The organism is Peribacillus sp. NPDC094092, assembly GCF_050279365.1.
Lineage (GTDB): Bacteria > Bacillota > Bacilli > Bacillales > DSM-1321 > Peribacillus.
The window spans coordinates 13,749-28,164 of the sequence record NZ_JBNNUC010000004.1; the positions used below are offsets into that span (position 1 = coordinate 13,749).

The 14,416-nt window shown below is 39.0% G+C and carries 7 protein-coding genes and 2 pseudogenes; 1 reads left to right on the forward strand and 8 read right to left on the reverse strand.

From position 1 onward, the window contains the following. Nucleotides 1-297: 297 nt before the first annotated feature. Nucleotides 298-1,008, forward strand: a complete 711-nt coding sequence (locus tag ACQKNS_RS18580; protein ID WP_427644768.1) for a diphthine--ammonia ligase — start codon at nt 298-300, stop codon at nt 1,006-1,008. Nucleotides 1,009-1,502: 494 nt separating this feature from the next. On the opposite strand, the gene ACQKNS_RS18585 is transcribed toward ACQKNS_RS18580, so the two are convergent. The 8 genes and pseudogenes from ACQKNS_RS18585 to ACQKNS_RS18620 form a co-directional block, all read right to left on the reverse strand. Further along, nucleotides 1,503-2,075, reverse strand: a complete 573-nt coding sequence (locus tag ACQKNS_RS18585; RefSeq protein WP_194719377.1) for a site-specific integrase — start codon at nt 2,073-2,075, stop codon at nt 1,503-1,505. Between the two features lie 609 nt (nt 2,076-2,684). Next, complete coding sequence (gene uvsE / locus ACQKNS_RS18590) at nt 2,685-3,656, reverse strand: UV DNA damage repair endonuclease UvsE (protein WP_427644769.1); 972 nt, start codon at nt 3,654-3,656, stop codon at nt 2,685-2,687. A 171-nt stretch (nt 3,657-3,827) separates the two neighbouring features. Beyond that, nucleotides 3,828-4,331: a PCYCGC motif-containing (lipo)protein gene (locus tag ACQKNS_RS18595; RefSeq protein ID WP_427644770.1), complete on the reverse strand. Its 504-nt coding sequence runs from the start codon at nt 4,329-4,331 to the stop codon at nt 3,828-3,830. Nucleotides 4,332-4,864: 533 nt separating this feature from the next. After that, nucleotides 4,865-5,386: pseudogene (locus tag ACQKNS_RS18600) on the reverse strand (DUF1641 domain-containing protein); the annotation flags it as partial. Then, the gene (gene fdhF / locus ACQKNS_RS18605; RefSeq protein ID WP_427644771.1) at nt 5,379-8,342 is read right to left on the reverse strand and encodes a formate dehydrogenase subunit alpha; all 2,964 of its coding nucleotides are present in this window, start codon (nt 8,340-8,342) and stop codon (nt 5,379-5,381) included. The pseudogene ACQKNS_RS18600 and the gene fdhF, both read right to left, overlap by 8 nt. A 179-nt stretch (nt 8,343-8,521) precedes the next feature. Continuing rightward, a pseudogene (gene pulA / locus ACQKNS_RS18610) lies at nt 8,522-10,408 on the reverse strand (type I pullulanase); the annotation flags it as partial. 384 nt (nt 10,409-10,792) lie between these two features. After that, nucleotides 10,793-12,922 (reverse strand): ATP-dependent Clp protease ATP-binding subunit, encoded by a 2,130-nt coding sequence (locus ACQKNS_RS18615; RefSeq protein ID WP_427644772.1) that lies wholly within the window; start codon nt 12,920-12,922, stop codon nt 10,793-10,795. 656 nt (nt 12,923-13,578) lie between these two features. Continuing rightward, on the reverse strand, nt 13,579-14,205 hold the full coding sequence (locus ACQKNS_RS18620; RefSeq protein ID WP_427644773.1) for a metal-dependent hydrolase: 627 nt from the start codon (nt 14,203-14,205) through the stop codon (nt 13,579-13,581). Nucleotides 14,206-14,416 lie beyond the last annotated feature (211 nt).

Consider the following 14,416-nt stretch of genomic DNA (forward strand, 5'->3'; position numbering starts at 1 on the left):
TAAAGCTAGCCTTAATGGTATGAACCCCGTCACCCCACCATAACCTGCCTTTTTATTTAACCTTTATTCACTAGGGATTTGGAATAAACCTCCTTTAGCAATATGACTTATCTTGTCCAGTCCGTTATTTGTAGTTTCTTAGCATTCTTTTTTATTCATCATTTTTTTGTGTCAGGGTGCATTAATATTTTATCTGCAAGCTACAACCGTGATAAAATCAAACAAATGTAGTTATGAAAATTCATCTATAAAATATGAAATTGGCAAAAAAGTCATTAGAATAAAGGGGAAAATAGCATGGCAGTATTAATCGATTGGAAAAATAATGCTCACGGGCATAAATTCATAGCATCTTTTAGCGGAGGAAAGGATAGTGTCTTAGCTCTATATAAAGCAATGAAGGATGGCGAAGCTGTAGGACTGATCGTCATGCTGGAGGAAGAAGGAAAACGTTCCAGATCCCATGGGATGCCACCGGAACTCATACATGCCCAAGCTGAATCAATAGGTTTGCCTGTATATACAGCAGCTGCCAGTTGGACTGATTATGAAGAAGTATTTATGCGTCTTTTAGAAAATGCTAAAAATCAAGGAGCAGAAGTGTTAGTAACTGGAGACTTGGATATGCCCGCTCATGGCTGTTGGCATGATAAGGTTACGAAGAATGCCGGGTTGAAGCTTGGAATGCCTTTATGGGAAATGAACCATCGTGAAGCTGTCGAAGAGTTCTTGCATCTAGGATTCGTAACGGTCATTGTAACCGTCAATTTAACATTGGGAATGCGAGAAGATGATTTAGGACGAACGTTAACCCATGAATACGTGAAGGAACTTGAAGCTCGGGGCATTGATCCCTGCGGAGAAGGTGGAGAGTTCCATACCACAGTGATAGATGGTCCTATTTTTAAACAGCCGATCCCCGTTCGTAAATGTGAGATTATTAAGGACGGGGAGTATGCTTTTTTGCCTTTGGAGCTAGATCATATAACGAATAGGAATACCTTTTAACCAAACTATACCCCGAATTCCTTCCACGCTTTCCCTACTTCACCCCAATTTTTACATGTTCTCTAACAAGTGGGGTGAAGTTCATATTCCTTTTTGGGCAAGGAGGATAAATCGCCACTTTTAGTTACCATAATATTATTATAGTAACTTCATTGTTTGCCCCCTTACATTCTTGATAACTTTTATAATATTATTTATTCAAAAAAGTAGAATAACAGATTTTCAGAAGTCTAAATGTTTCTAATATATTGTTTAAAAAGAAATTGGAATTTTTTACAGAATCGCTACTGGATGATATCAACAAAAAAAGACTGGAATATAGTCTTTTTTTGTTGATATCATTCAAATGTGTTAAGGCCTGTTCAATTACCAGTATTACCAGTTACCTTTGAGCATACAAAAATATCTAAATAATGTTCACATTGGAATAATTCCCTATTACAAGCCTGTAATAGCAATAATGAGTAATACAGGAGTTGTGTTCGTCCGTTCTGTTAATAATAGAAATCCATTAATGTTTCGTCCATTAAATCCTGTGTGAGCCCTATGTAAATCATCGTATCTTTTGGATTGGAATGATTAAGGATTTGTTGCAGTAAAGCAATATCCTTGAATTTTTGATAATGCAAATACCCGAAAGTTTTTCGAAGAGTATGTGTACCGACATCCGGAATGTCTGCCATTTCAGCTGCTTTGTTCAGCACCCGATAGGCCTGTACCCTAGTGATTGGACCATTTCCTTTTCGGCTCGGAAATAAATACTGTTCATTTTTCAGATTCGATTTCCGGACATACTTCCTTACTTCCTTCCGAAGTTGAGGATTGACAAGGAAACGCTTAATTTTATCTGTCTTTTGCTCCACAATGACTATATGCGTACCCTCAAGGATATCTTTCACGCGCAATTGTAAAAGATCCCCTATGCGTAATCCAATGTTTATCCCGATTGAAAACATCATATAATCCCTGTAACTGCAATATTTTAATAATGACTTTTTCATCTTTTCTATGTGATCCAACCGGCGTATCGGCTGGACATTCTTTATTCTTTGAGAGGTTGCTTGCATGAGTGGTTCATTCCCCTTTCCCCTTCTTTCATTGTACGTGAACAGGTGCAAAAAAGGCAAGTTTTATCACTTTTGATACCCTTATAAACCTTGATTTAACGCGTTTTTGAATGTATCAATAGAGGTCCTTTGTTACATTCGGAATATTCTTATAAAAGAAACTGAAAAACCGCTTAAAATCTAAAAACCTCCATTAACCGGCCATATAGCTTCATATAGCGACTTTAATCAAAACTTGAATAAAGACTCTAAGGAATTAAAACAACAGCTTTAAAAGTTAAATATGAAGCTCGTTTTTTGACTGCTTTTATATTTTTTTAAAAAAATATAAAATATTAAACAAGACTGTTCCTCTAAATTATAATAATGTCTGCATTCTATATTAATATAAGGGAAACGCCATTTTAAAAAGCCGATTTCCCCATGCTAAGGAATGTTCGGCATTAATTACAATTTATTCTTGTAAAAAACAAATATAATCGTTCCCGAAATTTCTTCGGCTCATTTGATGATGGAATCATTTATATTAACAATAACAATGTTATGTAAACCATTACATTTGATAAAGAGAATCTAAGTTGCTTCCCTTTGTCAAATGTAACCAATCAATTAATGAATATAAAAACTGGCATCATCTATGAACTCTATTTCTTTGTAGCTTTTCAGCTCATACACCAATTGGAAAAGTGCTCCATCCTTTTGTTTTGCTTCGATCATGCAATCCAGCTGTGGTAGGCTTCCTTTTATTTGATGCAAAAATTCCATGAACATTCCTGTGTCCACAAAGTCAGCGTGTGCTCGAAATTCCTTATCGGACCTTGGACTTGAAATATGCATTTTAGGAGGCAGCTTCGAATTACTCCAGGTATTTAATATTCGATCCCAATGGTCTTTCCAATCTTCATTTGGTAACTGATGTGCGAGGTAATGGTGATAATCAAAAACCATTGGTATCCCTAATTTCTCACATAAATAAAGGGTTTCCGACAAAGTATAAGTAGTATCATCATTCTCAAGAATGACCATTCTTTGAATCGATTCAGGAATCAAACCCCAATTATAAATAAACTGCTCTAATGCCTGAACATGCTCCCCATAACCGCCACCAACATGCAGAACACAGCGGTGCTCGGGATCCACTCCCATTTTTTTCAATAATGTATGATGCATCCTTAATGTTTTTAATGATGTCTTCAAAATATCGATATTTGTACTGTTCAAGATGACGAAATGATCTGGATGAAAATCTATCCTTATTTTTGGGTGGTTTTTAATGAATGTTTTTAATTTAGCCAGTTCTTCTGAAATCGGATCGATGTAATCCCATTCTGGAATTTCTGGATGATTGGCTAAAGGGATAAGTTTTGAAGAAAGTCTAAAGAACTGGATATTATTAGCTTCATTATGAATCAGTAAACGCCAGCAATTATGAAGATTGGAAATTGAAATACGTTCGAGCTTCCTTATCGCGGCATCTCTGTCCTTAATTTTCGAAAACTGGGCAAAAGTCATCGTTTGGGATGGTGAACAGTTTGGAACATGATTACTCATGGCTACATAGCCAAGGCGAATTAATGTCAATGGGGTAGCTCCTTTACAGTTTTATGTTTATTGGAAGTATTCCCCTTTGGAATCCATATTATATATGTAAGCACCCATCCCTCCAAAAAATTAAAAAATGGCCTTTTACCGAATGAATATCGGGCAAAAGCCATTTTTCCAAATTCATTTTCACGCTAGGATTTCATACCTTTACACTTCAGGAGTCGGGGTCGGTTTGGCATATCCACTGTTATATTTTTCATCGACTTTACTCCGGATCTCTTTGATGCTCATACCATCATTCAAGTCCAAAATGGATTGTGCAGCTATTTCTAAGCAAACTCCGCATTTCGTCCCATGGTCATCCCAAACGACTTCACCATTTTTTTTATTTTCATGGATAAAACAATCGTAATTATTTTTATGATTAGCTGACTCTCCACAACCGCAGTAACAAGGTATTTTTTCAAGTAAATCTTTGTTTTGCGCAACAGCTAAATAGATTGTCTTCATATCCTCAGGTTTATCAGCCAAGAAATCCGGTGCTATCTCCTTGCTGCTGGTCTCCTCCTGAAGATCTCCGGATACAGAATGCTCTGAATGTCCTTCATGACTGCTTTCTTTTTGAACAACACTTTCCTCTTCACCTGAACAACCTGAAAGTATCAATGAAGAACAGATCCCCAAAGTGATGGTCATTAATTTTAGCTTCATTTATACACTCCTTGATCAATTTGATACCCCCATTTTATGGTACGCAATGGATTTCTACAAGTATTTGGTTCCATATTTATAAGGGTGTAAAATGACAAGTATCCATGCCACATTGATTAAATTGCCTTTATGGTACGACTTTGTGCATATTTTTAAAGTATTATCCGCACTTAAAGAAAAGAACGAAGTAATAATGAGGTGAGAGTGCTACCATCATTAGTATTTTGTAAGGCACACATTTACTTATTTCCTGCCGAAAATAGCCGATGAATTCCCATAAGGGAATCATCGGCTATAATATTTTGGTGGATATTCGTCACCGTTCACGATTTTACTTGCGTTTCAACATGAACGAGAAATGTACTTTATTTCTTACTTCTCGATAAAGTTAGCGGAATGGTTATGAGTGAAACTCCTGCTGCAATCCAAACCCAGCTGCTATTTCGTTTTTTTCCTCTTCCTCCTTTACTGGGTATACTTGATCCGTATGTTTTTCTGGTGGTCGGCCGTTCTATGTCTGCTGATTCATTCGCTCTATGCAATTGCTGATTTTCTGGAAGTTGGGTTGTTCTTTCTAAATCGCTTGTATCTTCTCCCATTCCTTTAAGGAAGGTCATCAGAAAAGTCATGGCTTGTTTGACTTCTTGGTCATTCAAGGTACGCAGCAATGTTAGATAGCTTGGCTTTTCTGAAAATTTATCAGATTCGGCCACACGGGCAATCCCTGAATTGACTTTGAGGATAAGCGGTTCAAGCTGCTGAACATTAAGTGTTCCTAAGGTGCCCAGTATGAGAAGGATATTTTTTAGCGTATTTGCCGTTTCGGGGGTGTCTGCTGTCTTGACCAGAATGTTCAGCACTTTGTCCCCTTCCTTCAACAAACTTTTAACCATTGATAAAATACCTCGATCCTGCATGCCTTTCATAACTTCAAAGGTTTCTTTAATCACTTCTTTATTTTCCAAAAGGGTACGCTCTATATCCTCCAGTTCAATTCTTCTTTTTTCGTCATCGCTTAAGTTGATTCGATTGATCATTTTTGTCGCTTTAGCCATGGTTCCTCTCCTCCTTTTTGATTTTCAAGAGGTCACCAGGGAATATATAATCTTCACGGGCCCATTTTTTTTGTACTTGCACACCTATCTGTGGTTGTGGATTGCCATTACGATGGTTGATGCTAGGCAAGGGATCATCTCCCTTGTTCCTAAGCACTTCCATTTTTGCCTGAACTTCCTTATAAGCAGGGGTATCAGTATCTTTATCTGAATGGCTGCTTGTCAATTGGTTGATTGCCCCCTCTCCTGAATCGTTCATTGGCAGGTAAACCTCTTTCCCTTTTACACGATCCGTAATCAAGCATTGCACTTTTGCATTTCCATATGGTGAAGTAAGCCGAACAAGAGTGCCATTTTCAAGCCCTCTATCATTTGCCAATTCCGGGGATACCTCAAGGAATACTTTTGGCGTTTTGGAAGTGATGCCTTTTGATTTATAGGTCATGTTTCCTTCGTGGAAATGTTCCAACAATCGGCCATTATTCACATGAATGTCAAACTCATCCCCAAAGTCAATCGGTCTGGTCCATTCGACTGGAAATAACCTTGCTTTTCCATCAGGGAAAGGAAAAGCTTCCGTGAATAGAAGCGGCGTATCTTTCCCATCTGGTGCCACCGGCCATTGGAGACTTTTATATCCTTCCAAGCGTTCATAACTCACTCCAGCATATAATGGTGATAGTTTAGCGGCCTCGTCCATGATTTCACTTGGGTGCTCATAAATCCAACCTGCTCCTAACGAATTAGCTACATTCATAATGATTTGCCAATCAGGCTTTGAGTCACCCAACGGTTCAAAGACTTGATATAGACGTTGAATACGGCGTTCGGTATTCGTGAAAGTTCCTTCTTTCTCAAAGCTTGGGCTTGCCGGGAGGACAACATCCGCGAATTCTGCCGTTCTTGATAAGAAGATATCTTGTACCACAAAGAAGTCCAGTTTTTCAAATGCTTCATGAACATGATTGATATTGGAATCGACCAGACCCATATCTTCTCCTTTTAAGTACATTGCTTTGATGGTACCTGCATGAATCCCTTCGACCATTTCATGATTATTAAGGCCAGGGTTTTCTGGTATTTTTGCACCCCAGATGTTTTCATATTTCGTGCGTACATTTTTGTCCGTTACTTTTTCGTAACCTGGCAAGCGATCCGGCATACTGCCGAAGTCGCTGGCTCCTTGAACATTATTATGCCCGCGTAAAGGATAAGTACCTGTTCCAGGTTTCCCGTAGTTGCCAGTTACGAGCAATAAATTGGAAATGGCTGTACTCGTATCGCTTCCTCCTCCATGCTGCGTAACTCCCATGGCCCAAAGCGATGAAACGCTCCTCGCTTCATGAATGGCTTCTGCAAGCGTAATTAAATCCTCTTTTGCTACGCCTGTTACTTTTTCGGCATATTCCATTGTGTAAGGTTCTAAAGTGTTGATGTATTCCTCCATCCCATTTACACGATTTTTGATGAATTCTTTATCTGTCCAACCTTTATCAACGATATATTTAGTCACGGCCGACAGCCATATGAGATCCGTTCCAGGAGCGGGCTGGATGAAGAGGTCAGAACGTTCAGCCATTTCATGCTTTCTGATGTCCGCCACAATCAGCTTCTGTTTACCTAGTTTATGGGAACGTTTGATTCTGGTAGCCAAAACGGGGTGGGTTTCGGATGTATTCGAGCCTATGATCAATACAAGTTCGGACTTTTCGATATCCTTTATGCCCCCTGTATCCCCGCCATATCCAACTGTTCTGAATAGTCCCAAAGTCGCCGGTGTCTGACAATACCGGGAACAGTTATCCACATTATTGGTGCCAATGATTCCCCTTGCCAGCTTTTGCATTAAATAGGACTCTTCATTGGTGCATTTGGAAGACGTAATGAAAGCCATCGAATCCGGTCCATGATTCTCCTTGATTTCGGTGAATTTATGGGAAATCAATTCCAGTGCTTCTTCCCATTCAGCTTCCCTGAACGCATCCCCTTCTCTAATTAAAGGTTTTGTAAGTCTTTCTTCACTATTCACGAAATCCCATCCGAATTTCCCTTTTACACAAGTCGAAATCCCATTTGCAGGCGCCTCCACTTGCGGTTCGATTTTTAGGATTTTACGATCTTTGGTCCAAACGTCAAAGCTGCATCCTACCCCACAGTATGTACAAACCGTTTTCGTCTTCTTGATCCTTGCATCCCTCATGGCTGATTCCATATCTGAAATCGCTAAAATCGAACCATATCCCGTTTCTACATTTTTCGTGATTTCTATCATGGGTCGAAGAGTTTGCTTAGCGATGCCGGTTAAAAATCCGGCTTCCCCTTCCATACCTTTTTCCATCATTGCATTACACGGACAAACTGTGGAACAGTGTCCACATGACACGCAAGAAGATTCATTGATTGGAACATTATTGTCCCAAATGACACGTGGGCGTTCAGCTTCCCAATCAATGGTCAACGTTTCGGTGACCTGTACATCTTGACAAGCTTCTACACAACGGCCGCAAAGGATGCATTGATCCGGATCATATCGATAAAATGGATTTGACCGATCCACTTCATATGGTTTTTGATCAAAAGGAACACTTTGATGATTTACCTTCATTTCTTTAACAGTATTGTGTATTACACAAGTTCCGTTATTATAATCGCATACCGTACAATAAAGCTCATGGTTATACAATATTTTGTCCATCGCCATGACCTGCGCTTCTTTTACATCCGGTGAAACTGTATCGATTACATCCCCATTCTTGATTTTGGTGGAACAAGATCTTACAAGTTCTCCATTAACGCTCACCAAACATGTATCACATGTTTCGATAGGACCCAGGCTGGGATGGTAACAAACATTCGGGACTTCAATCGAGCTATCCATCAGCATTTGTAATATTGTTTGATTACCTTCTAGGCTGGCCTCGGCACCATTGATTTTTATCTGTACTTTCTCTGGCAAAATAATCGCTCCCCTCTAAAAAACGATAAAAATTCATCATTAAGTATTTTCTACCCACGCACATTTTTCTGAAACCCGCGAAAGATAATAATGGAAGACTTCCTGATCAATAATTTTCATATCCGAAAATGAAATAAAGTCGAAGTGAGACATAGTATTCACTCACTTCGACTTTATTTTCATTGGTTAGAGTTTGTTTTTAGTACAAACGAACTTAAAGGGGCAACGGTTATCTGACTCCCTTTAACTCTTTCTATTTCTTCCAGGCCCGCCCGCTGACCATCCACCAAAACGGACCAATCACCTTCATGGGGAAGAGAAATGGTTATCGCGTCCCAATTTGCATTATGAATCACTGACATTTTGTATTCCTTATGTTTTAAAGTAAATGCAACCGCATTTGGCGGAGCATCAATGAATTGTAAATGCTCCTCAATTTCCTCGGGTGTGCTTAACCTAAAAACAGAATGATTTTTCCTGAGCGAAATTAGTCCTTTCATATACTCCACTTCCCGATCTAACTCTGCTCTCCTTTTCCAATCCAACCGGTTAATCCAATCGGATGATTGATAGCTATTTTCGTCCCCATCTTTAGTGCGCATGAACTCTTGTCCAGCATGTATCATTGGAATGCCCTGTGATAGTAAGACAACGGCCGAAGCTAATTTATGCATCTGTTTTCGTTCATGTTCTGTCGCATCTGGATTAGTGATGAGAAGCTTATCCCATAAGGTATAATTATCATGCGCTTCAACATAATTGATCACTTGATCCGGTCTTTGATATGTTGCTATATTTTCGTCATATTTCAAACCACCAGCGATTCCTTTTTTTATAATATCTTCCATTCCAGGTTTGCCATTCACGAATCCTTTATCATGTTCATTCATTACAAACCCTTTTAAACCATCACGGATCGCATCGTTAAAATGAGCGATCCCAGGCATTTTAAAAGCATTCTTTTGATTTGCTTTCAGTTCTTGGGGAAGGGGGGTGTCCATATCCCAGCCTTCTCCCAAAACAATGATGGTCGGATCAATTTCTGCAAGTGCCTTTTTGACTTCATTCATCGTTTCCACATCATGAATCCCCATTAAATCAAAACGAAAACCATCAAGGTTAAATTCCTTTGCCCAATAGGTTACGGACTCAACGATGAATTTTCGCATCATTTTACGTTCAGACGCGGTATCATTTCCTACACCAGTTCCATTAGATAAGGTGCCGTCGGCGTTATAGCGAAAAAAGTAAGTGGGAACGAGTTTATGGAAGTTTGAATCCTCCACTGTATAAACGTGATTATATACAACATCCATGATTACGCGTAAACCATGATCGTGTAAACCTTGAATCATTTCCTTTAACTCCCGGATCCTCAATTTTGGTTGATACGGATCAGTCGAATAAGAGCCCTCGGGAGCGTTATAATTCTGTGGGTCATATCCCCAGTTATATTGTGGTTCATTCAATTTCATTTCATTGACTGTAGCAAAATCGAATATAGGAATAAATTGGACATGGGTAACACCTAGCTCTTTAATATGATCAAGACCCGTTTTCACCCCCTCTGGACCTTTGGTGCCGGCTTCTATCACTCCAAGGAATTTACCTTTATGATGGATTCCGCTTTCAGGATGAATCGACAAATCCCGTGTATGCAATTCATAGATGACTATGTCCTCAGCTTTTTCGAGAGATGGTTTATCCTGAGTCCACCTTTCAGGGTTCGTATCAGTTAAATCTATCACCACTCCTTTATTGCCATTAACAGTAACTGCACGAACATAGGGATCAACGGCTTCACTCCAGGATTCTCCCACTCTCACTTTATATGTATAAATCAAACCATCCTGATCTCCGTTCAGCTCAATGGTCCAGGTTCCCATTTTTGAACGAACCATCTGAATTTCCATTCCATCTGGATCATCCCAATGTTTGTAAGTAACTAATTTAGCTTCAGATGCAAGTGGTGCCCATACTCGGAATGCCGTTTTATCTTTAAGATAGGAATTCCCTAAATCTTTGCCTTCATAGAAATATAGTTCATCCAACTCCGACGGGTTTACCGGATTAATATTTGCAATTGGCAGGGATTCCAACTGATTTTCCGCTTCATTATCCATAGGTTTTCGGTTATTTTTATTTTCCTCTTCAAAGTAAGAAAGTGAATCTTTAATAGGTCATTCCTCCATTGAAATTCCCATTTTAGAACAGGAATTATTAATTTTATAATCATGAGTGTATCTTCCCTTATGTTATGATTCCACAGGCATTTCACATCAAAACATTCGAATGGCAAAGTATGTCGAAAATTCAGAAATCTATGTTTATTACTGAAAGCTATAGGATAATTAGCCGAACCTTGCTTATCATTTTATGAAAAGTGAACCAAAAAATAAAAAAATGCCTCCATAACAGTTTTACGGTCTTGGAGGCATTTCTAGTACTCTTTATGGTGTTTTAATAATTTTCACAGAGGTGTCCTCAACAATTGCAGCTAAGTTCTTAACTTCAGGCTGCTCAAAGATAAAGTCAGTGATGCCGTCTTCGAGCTGTTCTTGAAGAACACGGCGGAGCGGCCTCGCCCCGAAAGCTGGATGATATCCCAGTTCGATTAGCCTTTGTTTCGCTTCATTCGTTACATCCAAAGATAAACCATTTACAGCAAGTGTTTCGTCTAGCTCGTGAATCATAATATCAACGATTTGCAGAAGGTCTTCCTTCTTCAATGCCGAGAATTCAATGATGCTATCGAATCGGTTCAAGAATTCCGGTTTGAAGAAACTGCCTAAAGATTGTAGGATTGAAGCCTCTTCCACAGCAGAACTTATACCGAATCCCATTACCTTTTGTTTCTCTCCGACTCCAGCATTACTCGTCATGATGATGACGGTATCTTTAAAAGTAACGGTCCGCCCTTGACTATCAGTCAAGCGGCCATCTTCCATGATTTGCAGGAACATATGCAATACATCCGGATGTGCCTTTTCGATTTCATCCAATAAGATGATACTGTAAGGTTTGCGGCGAACTTTTTCCGTCAATTGTCCTGCTTCCTCATGCCCTACATATCCAGGAGGAGAACCGATTAATTTAGAAACACTGTGTTTTTCCATGAATTCACTCATGTCAAGACGGATCATCGCTTCTTTGTCCCCGAACAATTCCTCTGCTAGAGTTTTCGCCAATTCGGTTTTACCTACTCCGGTCGGACCAACGAAAAGGAAAGAACCGGTAGGACGATTTTTGGATTTTAATCCGGCACGACTTCTTCGAACGGCCTTGGCAACCTTTTTGACAGCCTCTTCCTGCCCGATTACTTTTTTCATCAGCTCCTCTTGGAGATGAACCATTCTTTCTTGCTCATCTTCTTGGAGTTTCCCTACAGGTATACCAGTCTTTTGTTCGATGATATTTTGAATATCTTCAACGGTAACGGTTGGCTTAATTGTGTCTTCTCCAGCCTGCAAGGACTTTTCCAGTTTTTCTTCTTCATCACGAAGAAGGGCAGCTTTTTCATATGCTTCTTCTTTTAACGCCATTTCTTTTTCTTTATAAATTTGCGCCAGACGCTCTTTCATGTTTTCTACCTGGCCGTTTTCGATGGTCAAGTTCAATTTGGAACCAGCTTCATCCATTAAGTCTATTGCCTTATCAGGCAGGAATCGGTCTTGAATGTAGCGGTTCGAGAGTTCGACAGCCGCTTTTAGGGCTTCCTCACTATATGTTACACCATGATATGATTCATAACTATCTTTTAAACCATGTAAGATGACCAATGCCTCAGCAGTTGTCGGCTCATTAACGTGAACAGGCTGGAAGCGTCTTTCAAGGGCACCGTCTTTTTCAATTTTCCTATATTCAGATAAAGTGGTCGCTCCGACAAGCTGAAGTTCACCGCGTGCAAGTGCAGGCTTCAAGATATTTCCTGCATCCATTGATCCTTCGGCTGAACCAGCACCCACAAGCTGATGAATTTCATCGATGAACAAAATGACATTTTTTCTTTCCTGCAGTTCGCTGATCAATTGCTTCATTCGTTCTTCGAATTGCCCTCTAATTCCAGTATTTGAAACGAGGGACGCTACATCAAGCATATATACAAGCTTATTACGTAATTTAACAGGCACTGAACCTTCAACAATCGCTAAAGCTAGACCTTCAGCAATGGCTGTTTTACCGACACCAGGTTCACCGATTAAAACGGGATTATTTTTATTGCGTCTATTTAGAACCTCAATGACGCGTTTGATTTCTTCATTTCTTCCGATAACCGGATCGATAAGTCCTGCTTTCGCAGCATCAGTCAAATTGCGGCCATACTCCTCAAGCAATCCTCCGTCCTCGCCCTGTTCAGCTGAATCCGGTTTTGGTATATCATTATAATTAAATGGATTGAATGAATTTGGAAATCCATTATATTGGAATTTCCCTGTATCCATTCCGCCCATTGCTGCTCCAAGTTTGTTTCGCTCTTCTTTATAACAAGTGGAGCACAGTTTCACATCATGCTCCTGACCATTCATATTTAGGTGAACTTGAATATTAGCTTGGTTTACATGGCATTTTTCACAAAGCATGTAGTACTCCTCCTTTTAAAAAATGAATACACAATAAATCTTTGACCTTCTTTGACTTTCTGACCTTATTATACATTGACCTTCTTTGACTTTCAATAATTTTGTCTGGGAATTTTTTTTGCAATAAAAAATGAAATTCCTTCGATTTGGTTTGCTAAGCATATTAAACTATCCATTTCCAGTCAAATAAAAAGTTTCTATGTATGCCTCTTAGTACATTCAGATATTATTGATTACCCACTTCAAGTTAACCATAACCTAATTTTTTATTAACAAGACATCAATTCCCGTTTTCCTTGTCCATATGCATCATCCACTTAAATAAAAAAGAGACTTTATTAAAGTCTCTTTTTTGACAACAAGGTCCAGGATTGGTCTCATCCTGATCTAGTTCTGCCGTATATCTGGCTAGCCAATATCCCCATGCTTTGATGAGGCTTGGCAGACAGTCGGTGTAAAGGGAGCGGATTTCTTAAAGCGATTTGAACGTTTTTAAAGAAAAAAACGCAGGCAAAGACATCATTAAGTCTATTTGTTCTTTATAATAAAGTTGATTTCCTTCTATATATACGATTTGCATCTATATACTTTGGCTTCCAATCACTATTTAAAGTTACTTTTACCTCATAGAAAAAACAGCGGTAAGAAATCCACTGTCAAAATTCTTTGGATAAAAATGGAAGAAATAACTTTACCCCACGCTTATTAAAAGGTAAACATTTCAAATCTGCAATTAAATGACTTATGTATCCTAATAAACAAGTAGTGAAAATTCCGTCAGTCCCCATAAAGGCTTCGAATTGATAGGCTATGATGCCAAAGAAAGCGGTGCCTGCAATCGAATGTGTATAACTTCTATGTGGTGTAAAGGATGCTAGGATAATATAAACTCCTAACAGCCACAGCCAGTTCTCCTGTAAAGATAAGCCACCGCCTAAAACCGCTAATCCAGTCAAGGTCAGCATATGCCTTTGTCTGATGAAAGATGAAATGATGATGATTCCGATTCCTGCCCCTACACCGATCCATTTTTCAGTTTCAGAGCCTTCCAAAAGACTATAAATGATCATGAGTATCCCAATTGTTTGTGCAATCGTTCGAATTAACTTATGTGAAAAAGTAATCCTATTACTTAACTTCCCATCAATATCCATATCGGGCATAAGGCCTGAAACTCCCCCAATGCCAACCAAGAATAAAGTGGTGGTTGGATCTGTTTGAAGTGTGTTTGCCGTCAAGAATCCAACTGTTGCCCCTAATGCCATGTGTGCTGTACCGTTCACTGTCTCTCTCCTGTTCCACTAAGAAGTAATCTCTGTTCCCTAGAAACGAATGTTTGTTCGAACTCCAGTATTCTAACTATACAATATTTTGGGGAAAATTTCTTTATTTTTTATAAAAAAGCCGTAGTAATCAATATTTTGAGCTTATAAATCCCTCGTTCTAAATTAAAATCATTTCTTCTAGAACGTCTTTGATTGCTTTGTTTAGGTA